This window comes from Vampirovibrionales bacterium (genome assembly GCA_016712355.1).
In the GTDB taxonomy this organism is placed as follows: Bacteria; Cyanobacteriota; Vampirovibrionia; order Vampirovibrionales; family Vampirovibrionaceae; genus JADJRF01.
Genome location: JADJRF010000005.1, coordinates 1,105,278 through 1,124,234, shown reverse-complemented (window position 1 = coordinate 1,124,234; position 18,957 = coordinate 1,105,278). Strand labels below are relative to the sequence as shown.

Below are 18,957 nucleotides of genomic sequence, written 5' to 3'. Positions count from 1 at the left end.
GGCTTAAACCCCATGAGAACGACGCATCAAACACAACTAAGATGTTTTATTGCATGCAGGTGGGTTTCCATTTGGCAGGGTTTCAACCGCAAGGATTTTTATCATGGCGTTAGCAATGACGTATATGCAATCTGCTCGACCTGCAACGGGTTTTGACGAACACCGCAAATGGGGACACGCAGCCGCCAATGGCCTCCGGGAGCAAGCCGGCACGTTAGACACAGATAAAAACGGCGCCGTTTCTATCGCAGAGTCCCAGCCGTTGCGCCAGGCGTTGGGCGTGGACTCGCAAGACGCGTGGGGATCCATCTGGAAAACCGTTGACCTGGACCAGGACGGTAAGCAAGCCCCGCGCGAAGTCGCCCAATTTTTAGCGAAGGTTGAAACGCATTTAGCCGGAACGCCTCAAGGCAACAATCCGTTTGATGGGGTCATCACCCCTCGGGAATTCTCGAATTTTGGGAGTTTTCTGAATACGGCCGTCATTCCACAGGGGGTGAACGGCTTGAATTTTCTGGGGCAACAAATTACGCGGGAAGGAACGATCGGCATGCCCTCTAACCCTTCTGGGTATGCGGGCAATATTTTTTTCTAAACCATTTGAAGATGCAGAATCTTTAAAAGAAGCCAAGACCACTTTAGAAAAAAGCAAGATGATAAACGACATTTCGGCAGGTAATTTTGATAACAGTAATTGGCAGGCATTGGATACAATGCCTGCCTCCGCTCATTTACTGGATAAACCTTTTATTGAGCATCTTTTCCAAGAGAACCCTCCGATCAATCAGAAGAATGCTTTGAAAAAATCCGGGGAGCAATGGGCTCTAATGCTGGGCAGCGCTGGCACGCGTACCAATGATGGAACCATTAAACAAGACGTCGTGGATTGACCTGAGCCCAGAAATGGGGACCGTTCAAAAGTAGAGGATTTTGTTCTTCAATCTTTTGAAAGGAGTGTTTGGAATGAAAACGAGCCGATTCACGGAAGAGCAGGTTATTACTGCATTACGGACACAGGAAAGCGGTCAGAAGACGGTCGAAGGTGTCTGTCGGGAGCTTGGCATCTCGCAAGCCACGTTCTACAAGTGGAAAAGAAGTACGGAAACTTGAGCATCTTGGAAGCCAGGCGTTTACGGGTTCTGGAAGTAGAGAATTCCCGACTGAAAAGGCTGTTGAGTGAGCGCACACTGGAACTGGATGCGCTGCAGGACGTGCTAAAAAAGCTTTAGGGCCTTCCCGTCGTCGGATTCTGTTTCATTGCCTGCGCGCGGACAAATACAAGCTGTCGAAACGTCAATGCGCCCGGCTATCGCGCGTGCGTCGGCACGGCTTACGCTCTGTGGCAGACGCCAGGAATGAATCCCTGCGTCAGGCAATCCTGCGTCTTTCCAATCGTTTCGCGAGGTTCGGCTATCGCCGGATTCACGCCATACTGGTGAAGCAGGAAGGTTGGACAATCAACGTGAAGCGGGTGCGGCGGATCCGGAGCGAGGAAGGCCTACAAGTCAGAAAGAAAACGAAGAAACGCAGGCGAGGCCAAGGCGTTCAGTCGCCCGAACAGGCCGTTGCGCCAAATCACGTGTGGACGGTTGATTTTGTGCAGGACCGCCTGACTTCTGGCGGCCGTGTCCGGCTATTGACGGTGCTGGATGAATTTACGCGCCAGTCCCTGTGCATTCGCGTGGAACGTTCTCTCAGGGGCGAGGATGTGCGCCTGACATTGCAGACGTTGTTTAGGGATTACGGGATTCCCCGGTATCTACGCAGCGACAACGGGTCGGAATTTGTCGCCCGTTGCCTGCAAAGCTGGCTACAGACGCAGCACACGCAGTCGCTCTTTATTGAGCCTGGGAGCCCGTGGCAAAACGGCAAGTGCGAAAGTTTCAACGGCCGTTTGCGGGATGAATGCCTGAACATGGAAGCCTTCGATACGTTGAGCGAGGCTCAGGTCGTGATTGAAGCATGGCGCGGGCATTACAACACCGAGCGTCCTCACAGCGCCTTGCAATACCGAACGCCTGAAGTTTTTATTCTCGACTGGCAGGGTGAGCAGGCGGCTTTACGTCTGATCGCCTGAAAAAATCCAGCATTCCAAACCCGCTGAAACCACAGCGGGCGAATTTATCGTGGAAATGGAAAGGTGTTGAAAAGCGGTTGAAAAGCGCTGGCGCTTTCCAACCGCTTTTCAACACCAGTTTTTGGCGTTCGACGACGATTTTAAAAATTGGAACTCAGGACGCCGACCTGAAAACGTGCTAAAATCCTAAAATTCGACTTTTGGATGGTTCCGGGTACGGGGCTCGGTCACCGCCGGGCCCAGGGCAAAGCGACTCACGTACGGGTCCGCACGGCACGGCAATTGTTACGGGGCATGCTCCACACATGGGAAATCCAGCAAGCTCCCGCCAGCCAGCAATGGCTCAACAAATGGCAAAACGATCCCAAATATGGCGCAGAAAGCCGCGAAATCTTACAACTGGCCCCGCAAATGCTGGCGGCGCAAGGGACATCGCCGCAGGCCTTAAATGACCCAGATTACAAGATCCGATAGAACGGGCTAAGCGCTGAGGCTGGCAAGTTGCTCTTCCAGCAGCTTGGCCTGATTTTTGACCTCGCTCAGGCGCGCCTTGTTTTTATCGACGACCGCCTGCGGGGCGCGCTCCAGAAATTCAAAATTGCCGAGCATCTGATACAGCGCATCCTGCTCGTCTTTGAGCGCTTCGAGCTTTTTGCCAAGCCGGGTTAATTCTTGCGCGACATCAATTAAGCCTTCCAGCGGAACCAGAATACGCGCGGCGCCAACGACATTGGCCGCCGCATGGGACGGGCGCTCGCTGAGCGCGGCTGACATCGTCAACGATTCCAGCTTAAGGAAGTGGTCCAGAATATCGCGGTTATCCGCCAGCGCCTGGCGCTCGCGCGCATCCGGCGCTTCAATCATCAGGCGGATGGCAGCCGCTGGCGGCAGATTATATTGCTGGCGAATATTACGCGCCGCGCGCACCACGGCCAGCGTCAGTTCCACGTCGTCGGTGACGCGCGCGTCAATCCAGTCGCCGTCTGCTTGCGGATACGGCGCAATGGAGACCGATTCGGTCGGCGTATGCGGCAGTTTGCGCCAGATTGCTTCCGAAATAAACGGCATCACCGGGTGAATCAGTCGCAGCAGGCCATTCAGCAACGTCAGCAGAATACGTCTGGCATTGGTCGCGCGCGCAGGATCTCGCAATTGGGTTTTTGCGTATTCCACATACCAGTCGCAAAAACCATTCCAGATGAATTCATACAGCAAGGCGGCCAGTTCGCCGAACTTGTACTCCTCCAGCAATTGATTGGCCTCGGCGACGGCGCGGTGATAGCGACTCAGAATCCAGCGATCCATGCCAGAGAGCGCGGCGCGGTCGATAGGCGCGTCATCAACGCCTTCCAGATTCATCAACGTAAAGCGCGCGGCATTCCAGAGCTTGTTGGCGAATACTTTGCCCAGCTCCAGCTTGTCCGGGGCCAGCTTAATATCTTGCGCGCCATAGGTCACCAGACTCAGCAAGCCGAAGCGAAACCCGTCGCATCCGTATTGCTCGATGGCTTTGACCGGATCGACGGTATTGCCCTTCGATTTGCTCATTTTCTGGCCTTTTTCGTCGCGAATCAGGCCATGGATGTAGACGGTATGAAAAGGCGAACGGCCCGTGAGGGCGTGCGCGAACATCGTCATCCGCGCCACCCAGAAAAAGATGATGTCAAAGCCCGTCACCAGCACATCAGTCGGGTAATAGGTCTGGTAATCCGGCGCCGCTTCGTTGGGCCATCCCATGGTGGAAAACGGCCATAAACCTGACGAAAACCACGTGTCCAGAACGTCTTCGTCTTGCCGGATATCGCTTGAGCCGCAATGGCCGCAGACATCCGGGTCTTCGATGGCGACTGTCGTCTGGGCGCAAGAAGCGCAATGCCACGCCGGAATCTGATGCCCCCACCAGAGTTGACGCGAGATGCACCAGTCCTGGATATTCGTCATCCAGCGCAGGTAATCGCGCGTCCAGCGCTCGGGGATAAAGCGGATCTCGCCGCGTTCCAGCGCAGCCAGGGCATCTTGAGCCAGCGGCGCGGTTTTGACGAACCATTGAGTCGACAACAACGGCTCGATCACGGCGCCGGAGCGCTGCGCGCGGCCAACCCGATGCCGATGCGGCAGCTTGCGCGCCAGATAGCCGCCCGTTTGCAACAGCTCTTCCGTGAGCCGACGCGCCTCATCGCGATCAAGTCCGCGCACCGGTTCAGGAATAAAGGGCAGATCGCGCAGCGCGCCTTTTTCGTCGATAACGTTGACCGGCTCCAATTGATGCCGCACGCCAATACGATAGTCATTGGGGTCGTGGGCGGGCGTAATTTTCAGTGCGCCGGTGCCGAAGGCCATATCCACATAATCATCGGCGATAATCGGAATGGTTTTACCGGTCAGCGGCAGCAAGACCTGCTTGCCTATCAACTCCTGATAGCGGGGATCCTCAGGATGAACCGCGACAGCGGCGTCGCCGTAAAGGGTTTCGGGTCGCGTGGTAGCGACGATCAGCTTCTTGCCCGAGGCGCCGACCACCGGATAGGCGACTTCCCACAGAAAACTATCCTCGTCGGCATACTCCGTTTCAATATCCGAAATGGCCGACTGACTGACGGGATCCCAATTGACGATGTATTCGCCGCGATAAATGAGACCGCGCTGATACAGCGCGTAAAACGCCTGACGCACGGCGCGGCTGCACCCCTCGTCCAGCGTAAAGCGCTCGCGACTCCAGTCGGGCGAAACGCCCAGCCGGCGCAATTGTCCGGTAATGCCTCCCTTGCAGGAGTTCGCCCACTGCCAGACCCGCGCAAGAAAAGCCTCGCGCCCCAGCCCTTGACGCGTCAGACCTTCCGCTTTGAGCTGACGCTCGACGACGCTTTGCGTGGCAATGCCCGCATGATCGGTTCCCGGCATCCAGAGCGCGCGACAGCCTTGCATCCGGCGCCAGCGCGTCAGCGCGTCCTGCAGGACATTATCGAGCGCATGCCCCATATGCAGCGCTCCCGTAACGTTCGGCGGCGGAATCACAATACTGAAGGGCCGGGCCTGCGGATCCGCGACGTCGGGCTTGAATAAACCGGCGTTCTCCCAATAGGCGTAGAGTTCGGCTTCGACTGAGCGCGGATCATAGGTTTTATCGAGCATAACGGGCTCCAGAGGCTGGCAGAGGACGACGGAGGGGTTGCGTTGCGATTGGTTGCATTTTTGCGGCAAGGCGAGAGCGCGATGCGCAAGTCGTGGTATAAAGAAAAAGAACAGGGTCGCGACAATGCGTCTGCGCCCCGTCTATAGAGAGCTGACACGGCAGAAATTGCTGAGATTATATCAGAATGACGTCATAAAGGGGTTGAATGACCGCCATGGGGACACAGATGCCTATTAATTCTGAACACGAAGAAACGTCGGCGCCCAGCGCCACTTCGGCCCAGCCACGAGAAAAAGCGCCCGGCGTGTACGTTCGCGCTAATGAATATCAACCCCAGGAGCTGGATATGCTGTGGTCCGGTTCCCGTCATTTCGTCAAAGAAGATCGCTCGCCCATTGTTTTCACGGTGGTGGGCGTTCTCGTCGGGGCAATTATCACCAGCGCGCTGTTCTTCCTGTTTACCAGCAAGCCCCGCATCAGCGCTGGCGGCGGCGCGCTCACCCAGCCCGTGATTAGCGAAACAGGCGTCGCGCCGAAAGTCTACGAGCCGATTACGGTCAGCGTCAACGGCGGCCAGCGCGCTTCTTCGGCCGACAATGGCGATTCTCCCGCCGCCACGCGCGTGCTGCGTCAAGATGCGCTCGCCCCTTCTGGCGGCAACAGCGCGGAGTCGTCCTCTAATGCCTCGTCAGAGGTTTCGGCGTCGTCCTCCGACGCGTCCAGCGCTCAAGGCGAGCCCTCACGCGCGTCTTCTTATGAAGTACAATCGGGCGACACGTTAGAGCGCATTGCGCGCCGTTTTTACGGGTCCGGCGCGCCGGATATGGTCGCAAAAATCCAGCGGGCCAACGCCATGTCGAGCCCCGACAAGCTGCAAATCGGCCAGCAATTGGCAATTCCTCCCAAAACCTATTAAGCGTCTAAGCGCGGCTGATTCTATCGATCCGGCGCCGTCGCTTCGAGTTTCAGGCAATAGGCGCCTGCCGGATGCGTCCAATTCGGCAGCGGGCGGTACGCGCCTCTATAAAAGCCGCCTTTTGCGTCTGGATCCGTGTTCTGAAGGCTTTCCGTCTCAAACGAGGCGCATAGCTGATACGTATTGACGCCGGTTACCCGATAGCCAATCGTCCTTTTAGGCCCTTTATCGGACGGGTCTTGCCAGTTTTCCGCACGAAAAGCGTCGCTGTAGTCAGCTTCTTCGCGCAGGGCGGGCAATTCGGCAGGCAACGGCAAGCGGCGCTTGTTTTCGTAGAACGTCTGTATGCCGGTCTCAAGGACTTGCATCCGCCGCAAGCGCAACTCATCCAGTCGGATTTTCCGCTGATACGCCGGCCCGCCGCTGATCGTCACGCCGGCGGCGATAGCAATCAGGGCGAGGACGGAAAAGCCCAGCGTCAGGGTTTTTCCCAAGGAGCCCGGTCCCTTCACGGCTTGACTCCTTTTAAGAGCGGATCGCGCTGTACCAGACGATCATCTTGGCGCATCTCGAGCAGATAGTACGAGAAGGCGCCCATCGCAATGGAGAGAATCACCAGCGCTTTCAGCAGAAAGCGACTGGTCAGCTCGCCTTCGAGAAAATTCGTGAGAATAGCGATCAGGTCGCCCAACGTCACCACGGCCGCAACAAACAGAATCAGATAAATCATGAGTTTGCGAATGAGCGATTCTCGCTTCTGCGGAAAAGCGCGCAATTGTTGTTGAAGCCAGGCATTCAACCAGAAGAACACTGGCGCCGTCACTGCCAGCTGGGCGATGGTCGCGCTCATGGAGCCCAAGGCTTCATGATAAGGCTGGACGTCCGGAACCAGTCGATCGATGAGATGAAACAACAGGGCGCCCAAGGCGTAGCTGCTCATCGACAGCGTGGTCAGAATCAGCAGATAGACGAAAATATCGCGTAACGCATGGTGCGCGCTCAGCCGAGGAACGGGGATCAGGAGGCCGCGCGCGTCGACGCCCGCATATTGATTCAGCGTTTTCTCCACCACTTCAGCGCCCCAGCCCGCTGCAATCAGGGTCTGGGCAATCGCCGCCTTATCGGCCCCGGCGGCAAGCGCCGTTTCCACGTAATGCTGTAGATCCTTTGCCATGCGTTGAGTGTCCCGCCTGCGTGAAACATCCCAAAATACCGGTCAGCCCCGCCCCGCGAAAATTTTGCGAAGGCAGGGCTGACAACAGCGAGTTATTTTATCATAGTGAACGACGAGGGCGAGCGGCTACTCGATATACTCTTTCAGCCGACGGCTGCGGTTAGGGTGCCGCAATTTCCGCAAGGCCTTGGCCTCGATCTGGCGAATGCGTTCGCGGGTCACGCCGAACAACTGGCCGACCTCTTCCAGCGTGCGTTGACGACCATCATCCAGACCAAAGCGCAACCGCAGCACGTCACGCTCGCGGGGCGACAGCGAGCTGAGCACCTCGGTCAGGTCTTCGCGCAAGAGCTCTTGGGCCACGGTGTTGGCGGGCGCCTCGGCTTCGCGATCTTCGATGAAGTCGCCCAGACGGGAGTCTTCTTCTTTACCAATGGGCGTTTCCAGCGACAGGGGCTCTTGGGCGACCTTAATAATATCGCGCAGCTTGGGCACGCTGATGCCCATGGCCTGAGCCAGTTCCTCTTCGCTGGGCTTACGGCTGAGGTCCTGCGCCAGCTTGCGGGTGACCTTTTTCAGCTTGTTGATGGTTTCCACCATATGCACCGGAATCCGAATGGTGCGCGCCTGATCCGCAATCGCGCGGGTAATCGCCTGACGGATCCACCACGTCGCATAGGTTGAGAATTTATACCCACGCTCGTGATCAAACTTCTCGGCCGCGCGAATCAAGCCCAGATTGCCTTCCTGAATCAGATCCAGAAAGAGCATGCCGCGCCCGACGTATTTCTTGGCGATACTGACCACCAGACGCAGGTTGGCTTGCACCAGCTTGCGTTTGGCGTCGGCGCCTTCCGGGCCACCGCTGACAATCTTGCGGGCCAGTTCGATTTCTTCTTCGGCGGAGAGCAGATGAATGCGACCAATTTCGCGCAGGTACATCCGCACCGGATCATCAATCGCCCCGGCCGAGGCTTCTGCGAACTCGGGCTCTTCGACTTCGGCGTCTTCGCGCAACACGGGCGCGGCAAACGTCGAACCGGCGGTCATGGCCCCGGTCATGCGCGAGGTGCGCTCCAGCAGGGCGACCCCGCCTTCGCCGCCGCCACCGCCGAACAGCGAGCCGATGTTGTCGGACTCCCCATCGCTGGAGAGAATCTCATCGATGCTGTTGCGACCGCCGGAGCCGCGTTCCTGCTGCTCAATCATTTCCAGCAGGGAGTCTTCGCTATTGGAACGACGTTTTTTCATGCAGACGGGTTCCTATATCTCTTGATGACTATAACCGGAGGACTTTACGCGCGTCACCTGGTCGCGGAATTCATAGAGGGCTTCGAGCAAGGGGGTTTGGGGAGCGTCTGGGATTTGTCGGGCTTGCTGTTCCCGTTCCCGGGTTTGATCGGCCAGAGCGCGCAGGGCTTGCAAGCGCTGCCGTTCGTCCAGGGCTGTTTGACACTTCTGGGCTTCCTGCCGCGCCACATGTGCGGCCTCTGAAGGAGAAAGGGCCGCCAGCCCCAACTGTTCCGACAGGGCGTCGGCATAAAAAACGACGTCCGTAAACGCGTTTTCCAGCTCGCTCAAAACGGCCGGCTCATCCTGAAACCGTCCGTTCAGCGCTTCGTTGACCGCCTGAATCACCCGTTCGACGCTCTCTCCATGGACATCGTCGCCCGACAGGGATGCGCCTTGCAACACGCCCGCCAGAGACTGGAGGGTATTATCCTCAAAGACGCAAGTTTCAACAATAGGGCGTATCATTTTATAACTTTCGGGGCTGAGGAACAGCAGAGACAGGAGAGTTCTTTCAGCGGCCTGATGTCTGGGAAGAGGCCTGCCGTCTGACAAAGAGGGAGCGCCGGGCGTCAAACCCGTTCGGTTATGGAAACGCCGCTGACGTTCAGAAATTGCGCCTGTAGATACAAATTGTTTCTTTCCCGCTTTTTCGCCGCCTTTTTCGTCAACAAACTTGTCGCGAAACGCCCCGCGCGCCGACCGGCCCTCATATGAAGCGCTTTCGCCTGTCTCACGCCCATGAAGGCGCAACCAGCGACGAATCTCCAGCGTGAGGTCTTCGGGACGCACTCCGATACGATGAGCGTAACGCGCAACGTATTCCTGACGTTTCACCGGCTGACTGACGGCGGCCAGGGTCGGCGTCAAGCGCGCGGCAGCCTTGATGCGACCTTCGGGCTCCATCAGATTCAGCCCATGAAGGGCGCGCAGGCACTGAAAATCCAGCGCAGCCGGCGCCGCCTGCAAGATATCGCCAAACGCGTCGCGGGCCTGATCGCCGCGCGCCCGTAAAAAGTCGTCGGGATCTTTTCCCTCGGGAATCTGCGCCACGCGAATCGTCAGTTCGCTGGCCGCCGGGATGCCTTCCAGAGTGGCAATCGCCGCCAACGCGGCCTTTTGTCCGGCTTCATCGGCGTCAAACGCCAGATACAGACGCTCCACGCCCCAACGCATCAGGAGCTTGACGTGCTGCTCGGTCAGCGCCGTGCCGCAGACGCCCACCGCCTGCGTTAACCCGCACTGGTGCGCGCGAATGACGTCAAAATAACCTTCCATCAAAATGACGTCGCGTTGTTGGCGAATCGTCTCACGAGCGGCAAACAAGCCGTAAAGCAGGCGGCTTTTTTGATACAGCGCCGTTTCCGGCGAATTGAGATACTTGGGCTTGTCTTCCGGGGCAAGCGCACGGGCGCCAAAAGCGACGATACGCCCCGCGTCGTCATGAATCGGAATCGTGAGACGGTTTCGAAAGCGATCATAATAGCCGCCGCCCGTCGCCCCCCCCGCAGCATGGGCCGGACGTTCGCCATCAGCCTGTCGCGGGCTGGCCAGTCCGGCATCCACCAACAAGTCAGGATTGGCGCGAACAAAGGATTGCGACTCCAGCAAGCGGCGCGTGAGGTTTTCCCAACCCGGCGGCGCAAACCCCAGACCAAAACGCTGAAGAATCTCCTTGGGGAAACCGCGCTCGTCGCAGTAGCAACGCGCCATCGCCCCTGAAGGCTCCGCGAACTGGGCCTCAAAATACGCCTGCGCCTCCTGATTCAGCGTCAACAGACGCTGAGACAGATCGCGACGCCGATCGGCCTCTTGCGCGGCGACCCCGTCCTGTTCGATATCGACGCCCTGGGCCTCGGCCAGCTCGCGAATCACCTCGCCAAAGGTCTTGCGCTCGATTTTCATCAGGAAGCTCAGCGCATCGCCCCCTTCGCCGCAGCTAAAGCATTTGAAAAGCCCTTTCTCGCGGCTGACGTTCATCGACGGATGTTTGTCCGGGTGAAACGGGCACAGGCCCAGATAATTACGACCTGCGCGTTTCAGCGGCAAATGGCGCGAGATGATCTCGACGATATCAAGCTGGCCTTTGACCAGCGTCACGGCCTCCTGAAACGGTACGCGCGTCATGAGCGCAGCCTCTCGTCGACGGGAGCGGCAGAGGCGGACGTTGGCAGGCGATGCGCCAAATACAATTCCAGGGCGTAGCGATCCGTCATACCGGCAACGTAGTCTCGCACGCGCCAGTGCGCCGGCGTGAGCGCGCCATCGGCCTCGTATCGCGGAATATGATCGCTGATTTGCTCAGAATGCGCCAGATAATGATCCACCAAGCCGCTCAACAGGCGCTGAACACGGGTTTTCTGCTCGCGCTGCGCCGCGCCCAGATAAATATGGGTAAACATCCAGGCCCGAAGCGCCATCATGGCTTCATATCGCTCGTCGCTTAGCGCAATTTCGCGGCGATTGAGCGAAAATCGGCGGCGGGTTTCGCACACCAGATCGAGGACGAGCGCATCGAGCCGTTCACGGCGCGTCGGCCCCAGCGCGCGACGCACGTCGACGGGCAGATCCTCTTCGCGCATCATGTCGGCGCGCACGGCGTCTTCGACATCATGATGAAGATACGCGATTCGATCGGCGATCTTCACCAGCGCAGCTTCCAGCGTCGCAGGGGCGGCGTCCTGCGACTGGGCAGCCATCCCGTCAAAGACTTCGCGCGACAAATTGAGCGGTTCGAGATGCGACACAATCCGCAGACTCTGACGCTCATGACGGAACCCATCGCCAGCAAGCTTCTCGCCAAAAAGCTCGTCGAGAACGGCCTCGCCGCTATGACCATACGGCGGATGCCCTAGATCATGCCCCAGAGCAACGGCTTCTGTGAGATCCTCGTTCAGCTGGAGGGCGCGGGCCAGCGTGCGCGCGATTTGCGCCACTTCCAGCGTGTGGGTCAGGCGCGTACGCGTATGATCGCCCATAGGCGAGATAAACACCTGGGTTTTATGCTTCAGGCGACGAAAGGCCTTGCTGTGCAAAATACGGTCGCGGTCGCGCTGAAAACACGTGCGAATCGGGCAAGGGGCTTCTGGACGACCTCGACCGCCAGAATCGCGGCTCAAGGCCGCAAACGGATGCAGGGCGTCGGCTTCGCGCGCTTCAATAGAGACGCGTATCGCTTGAGAGGCGCGTATCGCTTGCGCCTCGACGCACGCGACGTCGTTTTGCGAAGCGGGCCCCACATGCAGCCCAATGCCCGAATCGTCCACCCGACCTCTCTCTTGTAATCATTGCTGACGCACGCTCAGAATTTAACCGTACCATAACGCGACCCGCCCGCCCACTGAGCCGCGCGCGCCGCCCTGGACCTGAAGCCTCAAGAGTCGGCGATGGCGCGCATCGCCGCCGTGGAACAACGCGTTAAAAAGCATTAAAGTTTTGGGGGAATTGATCCGACATAAGCGCTAGACCTCTTGCAGGGCGCCCCGTCCTCTGGGAACAAAGGAGTTTTGGTCTTGGGCAACAAGCAGCGTGATTGGGAAGATCCTTTTGTGATGATCGAGGAGATCGCCACCGGCCATTTAAACCATTGGGAAGCGGATCTCGACGGCGTCTGCGGCGCCGAGGCGCATGAGGCGCTGTCGCGCTTTTATGCGCGCGTAAACAAGCGTCGATCGCCCGCCCGCGCTTCGAAGTATTTTCGGGACTAGCTCAGGACCAGACAGTTTAGAAGCCCGGTATCTGCACAACGAAGCCGTCCGGTTAGGGCGCCGCCAATAGATTCTGAATGCGACGCACTTCGGCGGATTCCGCCTTATGCGGCTCGCGCGCCAGATAAACGTTCAGAGCGGCGCGCGCCTCAGGCTTCTGCTTGAGCTTGGCCAGCACCCAGGCTTTTTCGCGATACAGCTTGGCGTCGTTGGGATCGAGTTTCAGGGCCGTGCCCAGATCTGTGAGCGCGGCGTCGTCCTGACGCAATTCCTGATAGATGACAGCGCGGTTGTAGTAGCCAAAGGGCGCGCGCGTATCGAGGGCGATGCCGTCGGAAATCACTTTCAGCGCCTTGTTAAACCACTCGGCGGCTTTTGGCGGCAGTGGCGCGCCAACGCCTTCGGTCTTCTTGGCCTGCTCGACAAGCGCTTTCCCCTTGGCGAAATAGGCGTTCCCAAGATTCACCAGCGATAGATTGTCGCCTTTGGCGCCCGCCAGCGATTCCTGTTTGGCGATTTGCTCATCGAGACGCGCATCCACGCGTTCGGCAAATTGGGGGTCTTCTTCAGGAGAAGGCGGCAGGCTGGTAATATCGGCCAACTCCCCGTACAAACGCGCCAGCGTATTGACGTCGCGTCTGGACAGCGAAAAACGCAACTGATTCTGACCGAACATTACGTCGTCGAGATTGTCACTGTGGCCCAGCAGACCCAACGCATGGCCCATTTCGTGCAACATAACGGCTTCGATATGCCGGGCGCCCTGCGGCCGTCCGCGGATATCAAACGTCGCCATGCGAATCTCCATGGCGCGCAACTGGCGATCGCGAATTTCGGGGATCGTGACGCCCGCATGATAGGACGTGCCGGTCTCGGTGCTTTGCCCCTTGCCGTCAATCGTATTCACCCACAGGACGCGAATATCGGCTTCCTCAAGCGAATCGGTCATTTCATAGCGCAGGCGATTATTGAGGGCCTGCATCCAGATGTTTAGCGCTTTCGATACGCTGGCGACAAACGCGGGTTGAAAATTACGCACGCCCGCAGGGCTGCGATCGATATAGACCAACACCGGCTGTTGCAACGTCGACCAGCGCACCAGACGACCATTTTCGGCAATCTCGCCCAGATAATCGTCGCCATTCACCGGGGGTAAATCCGTCAGCGCGTCTGGACCTGAGGCGATGGCGCGTTTTGAGGATTTGGCGTTCGGGCGTTTGCTTTGAGAGACCGGCGCGCGGGTCGTCAGCGGCGATTCGAGTTTCAAGAGGGCCTGCCGCGCCAGACGCGCCGCCTGCGAATCGGGCGCATCCGCCAGAATACGTTGATACTGAAGCTGGGCTTCTCGTTTGCGCCGCGTCTTAACAAAGGCGTCCGCCAGATAATAGCGAATCAGCGGCTGATTGGGATTCAGCGCCAACGACTGGCGAAACGCCTGAATAGCCAACGCGTACCGCTGATGATGCCAGGCAAACAGTCCTTGCTCGGCGTCCGAACCGATGGCAGCCCCCGCCTGCAAGGCGACCCACGTCCCGCTGGCCAGCAGAAGCGCAAAAAGACCGAGGCCCGCGCGCCTCGCATTGAAACGCCTGCGCCAGACGCTCAGCGCAAGTACCCCAGCGGATTAACGGGACGGCCGTTTTCGCGAATCTCAAAATGCAAGTGCGGACCGGTCGAGTAACCGGTCGAGCCCACTGCGCCGACCACCTGGCCTTTATCGACCGCCGCGCCGCCGCCCACCGAAATGCGCGACAAGTGGCCATACAGCGTCACCAGATTCGCCCCGCGGCCGCTGCCATGGTTAATCATTACCACTTTACCGTAGCCGCCGCGCCAGCCGCTGAACAGCACGTTGCCGCTATCGGCAGAGCGTACAGGGGTTCCCATCGGACGAGAAATATCCAGCCCCGTGTGCATTTTAGACGTACGAAAAATGGGGTGAATACGATAGCCAAAGTATGATGTGATTTTCCCCATGAGAGGCCACGAGAAAATCCCCGTGCTTTTGACTGACGCGCCTTTACGCGAGGCAGCCAGCGCGGTCAGGCGACGAATTTCGCTTTCGAGATGGCGCGATTCGGACAGTAGCTGATTTTCAGCGTCTTCATAATAGCGCGCATCCTGAAAATAACGCGCCCGCAACTGCTTATCATGTACCAGACGGTTATGGATCGTATCCTGAAGGCCCTGAATATTCTCAATCGTCTGGCTAATATAGCTGCGCTGATTGGCGAGCTGCTGACGCTGCTGACGCAGGCGATCGGTTTGTCGTTTCAAGGAACTCAGCACTTTTTTATCGTGCTGAACCAGACGTTTTTTGTAATACAGACGATCCATCAACGTCGAAAGATTACGAGAATCCAGAATCATTTCCATCATATTGACGCGACTGCCGGTATAAATGGCGCGCAGACGCTGACCGGCGTCCGTACTGAGGCGGGCGGTGCGGCCCATGCTCTGATCAATATTCGACGACAGGTCGCCAATCAGCGAGCGCGTTTTGACAAAGCGATCCTGCTGAAAATACAAGTCACGTCGTGCGCGATCGAGCTTCATTTGATTGGTGACGATCTGCGAGGTCATTTGCCGCGCAGCATTGAGCTTCTGACGTTTCATCTGGCGCAAAGCCCGACGGCGCACATCAATCGATCGGCTCTTCGAGCGCAGCCCCTGAATGCCCGGATCGCCGGGCGCAGCCCATACGGGCGATTCCCCGATCGTGGGCGCAAGGGTCGTCGGCCCCGCCAATAACAGAACAGCCGCCAACGCCGCCGCCATCCAGTACTGAGGCTGACACCGACTCTCAAAAACTCGCCGCATACGCCGCAATCTCGCCCGCTATCCTTATCTTACCGCGCCCTACCAGCGAACCCCGGCCAATACGAAGAATGTTACGGAAACCGCCAGCGCCAGCAGCGCAATCCAGCGGGCGTTGTGTCGAAAAAACGCGATCATCGCTGAAGACTCCAGAACATACCGTCGACATCGTCGCAACTCCGTCGGCGACGCTTACCAGTGTATGCGCAAACGCGTCGTCAGGCAAGGAACGCGTCTGCGCAGACGTCTCGCCCGAGCGGCCCGCCGACGGCGATCCGATTGCCCTAAAGCTTTCCAGAGTTTCGCCGATACCGCTTATGTCCCCCTCAACAGGAGTTCGCCCGATGCGCGCCTCGCAACGACAACCTGCCCGAAACACGGTCTTTGCGATTCATTTTGTAATTAAAGGCGCTGAAAAACGCCGCGCGCTGGCGCAAACTCGGGCCAGGGCGCTTCAACGCGAGCTGGGCGTTATCCCCCGACTGGTGTGCGTTAAATAGATTGGCCCGACCCGCTTCCCGATTCGCACCGCGCACGGGTAAGATAGCATTCATAGCGTTGGCAGGAGACGCGGTCGGGTGACGGCCATGCGGTTTTCAGATTTGTCGGGCCAAAAACATCGCAGGCATCGCGCCGCCCGCGGCTCGACGCTGTTAATTACGCTGCTGCTGACAGCGACGCTCAGTCTGGAAGTAATCGTGCTGAGCGTGACGCTGACGCGCGGCCTGGGCGAAGAAGCTGTGCTGGCTCAGGCCCACGTCATCGCCCGCCAGAACGCAGAACTTGCTTTCACCCGCAGCGCTGAGCGGTTACGGGCTTTTCTGGCCAGCGCGTCGCCGCAAGAAGCTGATATCGCGTTTTCTCGCGGCGGGCGGAAGTCATGGCAAGGGGCTTCGCTGTCCCAGATTGCGCCAGACGCGCGCCTGTCCGCCGACACCCCTGCGCGGGTCAGCGTCTGGCTGGAGCGACGGCGCGGATCGTATTACCTGCTGGCCTGCGAAAGCCGTCTGGAGAAAACGCGTCTTCTGATGCGGCGATGGGTATCACTGCCCTAAGGAAGACTTCTTGAGAGACGCCTCTTGAAAGGAGCTTTATTACGCCGGCGGGTGCGGCACATCGCAACAAATCGCAGGGTCCGGTTTTTCTTCTGGCAAGAGGACCCATTGCCATGTCTCAAGCCGACGCTTTATCCCTGCTATCCATGGAGTTTAGGATGCGATGAGCCTGTCGTCGCCCGCGTGGCGTCCGCTTGCGTATGGCCCCCCCGGCGCATTCTCGACGCCGATGACGATGCCAATGTCGTCTGCGCAGACGGTCTCACTGGACCCGACGCCTCCCGCCATTCGCGCCGCGCTCGCGATGATGGCGCAAATCCGCCATCTGCCGCAGGACGAGCCCTACATGCGCGCATTGGGCGTGGATATTATTTTTCAGGACGGCGCACAAGCCCTGCAAACGCTTATGGCGCGCGGATGCCGCATCGCTTACGGCGATATGGGCGACAGCAAAGCCCATGCCGAATGGCGGGCGGAAGAGAACAAGGTCATCATCAATCAGAAATATCAGGGCGATGAGTCGCCGCATATGCTGCGGGCGATTTCAGAAGCGCTGTATCACGAAACCGGCCATGTGGCGCGCCAAGGCGACGGACAGGCGTCCCTGCAAGAAGAAATCAACTGTCTGGCGCTGAATACCCTGGCGCATCGCTATCACATGGCAACTGTCCCGGGCTATGCGCAGAGTTGCTCACAATCGCGGCTGATTACCGACGGCGTCGCCCTTTACGAAAAGCTGTTTTTTGACGCCGACCCCAGCAAGCGGGCGCTCGTTGCGCGCATCATCGAGAAATACGGCGATCTCCCGCCCGAGACGATCGATCATCGCATCCCGTTTCTCCCTGCGGGCGTGCCGCTGGCGGATCGCGTCCTGCGAACGATTCAATACCGCAGGGCGAGCGCCTTTATGCCCAATAATTTTCCGGCGGCTCCTCCATTTATGAATCCACAACCCGGATCCTCTCCCGCTCCTTCATACTCGCAACTAGCCTAGCGCCGCACAGCGCGTTACAATAGCAGGCGCACCCCGACAGCCAAAGGAGAGAGACGCAATGGGTTCGCCTGACATGACGTTTACCGTGACCACAGGCCCGTGGGAGACGCTGAGCGCCGACGCGCTGGTCATTCCCGTCTGGAAAACCGTTGAACCGGCCCAGAAGCCGGACGCCAAAGCAAAATCAGGCAAGAAATCCACAGATTCGGCCAGCGCGTTTCAACTGCCACGCGCTCTGGGCGCACTGGATAAAGCCCTGCAAGGAATGATCAGCGCCACGGCGGCGGAAGAGAAGTTTTCCGGCGCATGCGGCGCCACGCTGACGTTTCGTAAAACGCCCGGCGATCGTCTGCCCGCCCGACGCGTCACGCTGGTCGGACTGGGCGAAGTCGACAAGCTGACGCTCGGCAAGCTGGAATCCGCCGTAATCAAAGCGATAAACCCCCATCTGGAATTAAAGAATCTGGAGACCCTGGCCATCGGCGCGCCGGATTTGACAGCCGCTTCCAAATCCCTGCCTTTTAACGCCGATCAGGCGCTGATGCAGCTCGTTGACGCAGCGTTTTCGGCGACCTATCGGTCGGAAGAAGCCAAAGAGCCGGGGCCGGCGCCTCAAAATGTGTCACTGGTGCTGACGTCTGCGCCCAAGGCGTCCGATCGTCAGGCGCTGGCCGAAGGCATTGCGCTGGCCAAGGCGCGCAGCCGGGTCAAGGATCTCGTCAATCGCCCGTCGAATTTGAAATCCACGCAAACGCTGGTTGATGAGGCGCTGGCCTTGGGCAAGCGCCCCGGCGTCACTGTGGCCATTGAATCGGATCCCGCCTGGATTGAGCGGGAAATGCCCTGCTTTTTTGAGGTCGCGCGCGGCTCGCTCGTCAGCGATCCCCCGCGCTGGATCCGCGTTTCTTATCGCCCCGGCGCCGCTCAAATCAAAGGCAAAGGGAAAGAGAAAGCGAACGCAGAAGTTGTTAAGACGGCCGGCGGCGACCCGCCACAACTGGCGCTGGTGGGGAAGAGCGTTATTTTTGATACGGGCGGTTATCAAGTCAAACCCGGCAACGGGATGTGTACAATGAAAGGCGATATGACCGGCGGCGCCAGCGTGCTGGCCGCCATCGGCGCTCTGGCGGACCTTCAGGCCCCGGTCACAGTGACGGCGTATCTGCCAGCAACGCCCAATAAAATCGACAGCGGCGCGATGATTCCAGACGCCATCGTCTCGACCAGCTGCGGTAAAAAGGTGGAAATCCGCCACACGGACGCAGAAGGCCGCCTGACGCTGATTGACGCCGTGACGCTGGCCGCACGCGAAAAACCGACGCGCATGGTCACAATCGCCACGCTCACCGGTTCGGCGTCGCAGGCCGTGGGGATGCGGATGGCGCTGATGACCAATGACGCCGCCAACAGCTCAGGCTTCGGCGATCAGGTCGCGCGGGCCGCCGCCGCCGTGGGCGATCCGGTTCAGCGCCTGATAGTAGATGAGAGTGATTTTGACGACATCAAGAGCAAGCTCGACGGCGCGGATATCCGCAACACCCAAAAAACCACCGGACGCGGCGCGCAGACCGCCGCCGCCTTTGTCATGAGCGGCGCGCCAGACGGGTTGCCGCTGGCGCATTTCGACATCGCCGGCGCGGATATGACGCCCGACGAAAAAGCCACCGGCATCGGCGTCAAAACCCTGGTGCGTCTGGCGCTTGATCTCGCCTAAAAACCGCCGCCCCTGCGACGATTGCGAAACGGCCCCTGACTCAGGCCTGGGGGCAGGTGTTAGAATAGAGGCCTCGCAGT

General features: G+C 58.8%; 19 protein-coding genes. 11 read left to right on the top strand and 8 right to left on the bottom strand.

The genetic code is table 11. The annotated features are described in order from the left end of the window. Positions 1-103 precede the first annotated feature (103 nt). From IPK79_06515 to IPK79_06495, 5 genes are all read left to right on the top strand, one after another. A complete protein-coding gene (locus tag IPK79_06515; protein MBK8190088.1) occupies positions 104-595 on the top strand; it encodes a hypothetical protein in 492 nt (163 codons plus the stop codon). After that, on the top strand, positions 573-890 hold the full coding sequence (locus IPK79_06510; protein ID MBK8190087.1) for a hypothetical protein: 318 nt from the start codon (positions 573-575) through the stop codon (positions 888-890). Before IPK79_06515 ends, IPK79_06510 begins: the two co-directional genes overlap by 23 nt. Positions 891-963: 73 nt before the next feature. Then, positions 964-1,110, top strand: a complete 147-nt coding sequence (locus IPK79_06505; GenBank protein MBK8190086.1) for a transposase — start codon at positions 964-966, stop codon at positions 1,108-1,110. Positions 1,111-1,246: 136 nt separating this feature from the next. Beyond that, complete coding sequence (locus tag IPK79_06500) at positions 1,247-2,077, top strand: IS3 family transposase (protein MBK8190085.1); 831 nt, start codon at positions 1,247-1,249, stop codon at positions 2,075-2,077. 204 nt (positions 2,078-2,281) lie between these two features. Continuing rightward, positions 2,282-2,551 carry a hypothetical protein gene (locus IPK79_06495; GenBank protein MBK8190084.1) on the top strand — a complete coding sequence of 90 codons (270 nt, stop codon included), beginning with the start codon at positions 2,282-2,284 and terminating at the stop codon, positions 2,549-2,551. Positions 2,552-2,557: 6 nt separating this feature from the next. Here IPK79_06495 and IPK79_06490 read toward each other — a convergent pair whose 3' ends face one another. After that, entirely contained in the window at positions 2,558-5,209 is a 2,652-nt protein-coding gene (locus IPK79_06490) for a valine--tRNA ligase (GenBank protein ID MBK8190083.1), read from the bottom strand. Between the two features lie 227 nt (positions 5,210-5,436). On the opposite strand from IPK79_06490, the gene IPK79_06485 reads away from it, so the two are divergent. Continuing rightward, positions 5,437-6,126: a LysM peptidoglycan-binding domain-containing protein gene (locus IPK79_06485; GenBank protein ID MBK8190082.1), complete on the top strand. Its 690-nt coding sequence runs from the start codon at positions 5,437-5,439 to the stop codon at positions 6,124-6,126. Between the two features lie 20 nt (positions 6,127-6,146). Here IPK79_06485 and IPK79_06480 read toward each other — a convergent pair whose 3' ends face one another. From IPK79_06480 to IPK79_06460, 5 genes are all read right to left on the bottom strand, one after another. Next, on the bottom strand, positions 6,147-6,638 hold the full coding sequence (locus tag IPK79_06480; protein MBK8190081.1) for a type II secretion system protein: 492 nt from the start codon (positions 6,636-6,638) through the stop codon (positions 6,147-6,149). Then, positions 6,635-7,300 carry a hypothetical protein gene (locus tag IPK79_06475; protein MBK8190080.1) on the bottom strand — a complete coding sequence of 222 codons (666 nt, stop codon included), beginning with the start codon at positions 7,298-7,300 and terminating at the stop codon, positions 6,635-6,637. The genes IPK79_06480 and IPK79_06475 overlap by 4 nt, the downstream gene beginning before the upstream one ends. A gap of 126 nt (positions 7,301-7,426) precedes the next feature. Further along, positions 7,427-8,509, bottom strand: a complete 1,083-nt coding sequence (gene rpoD, locus IPK79_06470; protein MBK8190079.1) for an RNA polymerase sigma factor RpoD — start codon at positions 8,507-8,509, stop codon at positions 7,427-7,429. A gap of 54 nt (positions 8,510-8,563) precedes the next feature. Next, positions 8,564-10,717 (bottom strand): DNA primase, encoded by a 2,154-nt coding sequence (dnaG, locus tag IPK79_06465; protein ID MBK8190078.1) that lies wholly within the window; start codon positions 10,715-10,717, stop codon positions 8,564-8,566. Next, complete coding sequence (locus tag IPK79_06460) at positions 10,714-11,763, bottom strand: deoxyguanosinetriphosphate triphosphohydrolase (protein ID MBK8190077.1); 1,050 nt, start codon at positions 11,761-11,763, stop codon at positions 10,714-10,716. Before IPK79_06460 ends, dnaG begins: the two co-directional genes overlap by 4 nt. Positions 11,764-12,102: 339 nt before the next feature. On the opposite strand from IPK79_06460, the gene IPK79_06455 reads away from it, so the two are divergent. Continuing rightward, positions 12,103-12,297: a hypothetical protein gene (locus IPK79_06455; GenBank protein ID MBK8190076.1), complete on the top strand. Its 195-nt coding sequence runs from the start codon at positions 12,103-12,105 to the stop codon at positions 12,295-12,297. Positions 12,298-12,349: 52 nt separating this feature from the next. On the opposite strand, the gene IPK79_06450 is transcribed toward IPK79_06455, so the two are convergent. Continuing rightward, positions 12,350-13,816: a tetratricopeptide repeat protein gene (locus IPK79_06450; protein MBK8190075.1), complete on the bottom strand. Its 1,467-nt coding sequence runs from the start codon at positions 13,814-13,816 to the stop codon at positions 12,350-12,352. Positions 13,817-13,899: 83 nt separating this feature from the next. Continuing rightward, entirely contained in the window at positions 13,900-15,117 is a 1,218-nt protein-coding gene (locus tag IPK79_06445; GenBank protein ID MBK8190074.1) for a peptidoglycan DD-metalloendopeptidase family protein, read from the bottom strand. A 341-nt stretch (positions 15,118-15,458) separates the two neighbouring features. Between IPK79_06445 and IPK79_06440 the strand changes: the two genes are divergently transcribed. The 4 genes from IPK79_06440 to IPK79_06425 all read left to right on the top strand — a co-directional run bounded on the left by IPK79_06440 (position 15,459) and on the right by IPK79_06425 (position 18,877). Next, entirely contained in the window at positions 15,459-15,614 is a 156-nt protein-coding gene (locus IPK79_06440; protein ID MBK8190073.1) for a hypothetical protein, read from the top strand. A 78-nt stretch (positions 15,615-15,692) separates the two neighbouring features. Next, positions 15,693-16,169 carry a hypothetical protein gene (locus IPK79_06435; protein MBK8190072.1) on the top strand — a complete coding sequence of 159 codons (477 nt, stop codon included), beginning with the start codon at positions 15,693-15,695 and terminating at the stop codon, positions 16,167-16,169. A 163-nt stretch (positions 16,170-16,332) separates the two neighbouring features. Continuing rightward, positions 16,333-17,163, top strand: a complete 831-nt coding sequence (locus IPK79_06430; protein ID MBK8190071.1) for a hypothetical protein — start codon at positions 16,333-16,335, stop codon at positions 17,161-17,163. A 58-nt stretch (positions 17,164-17,221) separates the two neighbouring features. Then, positions 17,222-18,877, top strand: a complete 1,656-nt coding sequence (locus IPK79_06425; GenBank protein MBK8190070.1) for a leucyl aminopeptidase family protein — start codon at positions 17,222-17,224, stop codon at positions 18,875-18,877. Positions 18,878-18,957: the final 80 nt, after the last annotated feature.

Bases quoted from the DNA above. Each gene is read 5' to 3' on its own strand.
- IPK79_06425 (MBK8190070.1), top strand. From the start codon at position 17,222: ATGGGTTCGCCTGACATGACGTTTACCGTGACCACAGGCCCGTGGGAG.
- IPK79_06485 (MBK8190082.1), top strand. From the start codon at position 5,437: ATGCCTATTAATTCTGAACACGAAGAAACGTCGGCGCCCAGCGCCACT.
- rpoD (MBK8190079.1), bottom strand. From the start codon at position 8,509: ATGATTGAGCAGCAGGAACGCGGCTCCGGCGGTCGCAACAGCATCGAT.
- IPK79_06515 (MBK8190088.1), top strand. From the start codon at position 104: ATGGCGTTAGCAATGACGTATATGCAATCTGCTCGACCTGCAACGGGT.
- IPK79_06490 (MBK8190083.1), bottom strand. From the start codon at position 5,209: ATGCTCGATAAAACCTATGATCCGCGCTCAGTCGAAGCCGAACTCTAC.
- IPK79_06495 (MBK8190084.1), top strand. From the start codon at position 2,282: ATGGTTCCGGGTACGGGGCTCGGTCACCGCCGGGCCCAGGGCAAAGCG.
- IPK79_06445 (MBK8190074.1), bottom strand. From the start codon at position 15,117: ATGCGGCGAGTTTTTGAGAGTCGGTGTCAGCCTCAGTACTGGATGGCG.
- dnaG (MBK8190078.1), bottom strand. From the start codon at position 10,717: ATGACGCGCGTACCGTTTCAGGAGGCCGTGACGCTGGTCAAAGGCCAG.
- IPK79_06475 (MBK8190080.1), bottom strand. From the start codon at position 7,300: ATGGCAAAGGATCTACAGCATTACGTGGAAACGGCGCTTGCCGCCGGG.
- IPK79_06505 (MBK8190086.1), top strand. From the start codon at position 964: ATGAAAACGAGCCGATTCACGGAAGAGCAGGTTATTACTGCATTACGG.
- IPK79_06430 (MBK8190071.1), top strand. From the start codon at position 16,333: ATGAGCCTGTCGTCGCCCGCGTGGCGTCCGCTTGCGTATGGCCCCCCC.
- IPK79_06510 (MBK8190087.1), top strand. From the start codon at position 573: ATGCGGGCAATATTTTTTTCTAAACCATTTGAAGATGCAGAATCTTTA.
- IPK79_06440 (MBK8190073.1), top strand. From the start codon at position 15,459: ATGCGCGCCTCGCAACGACAACCTGCCCGAAACACGGTCTTTGCGATT.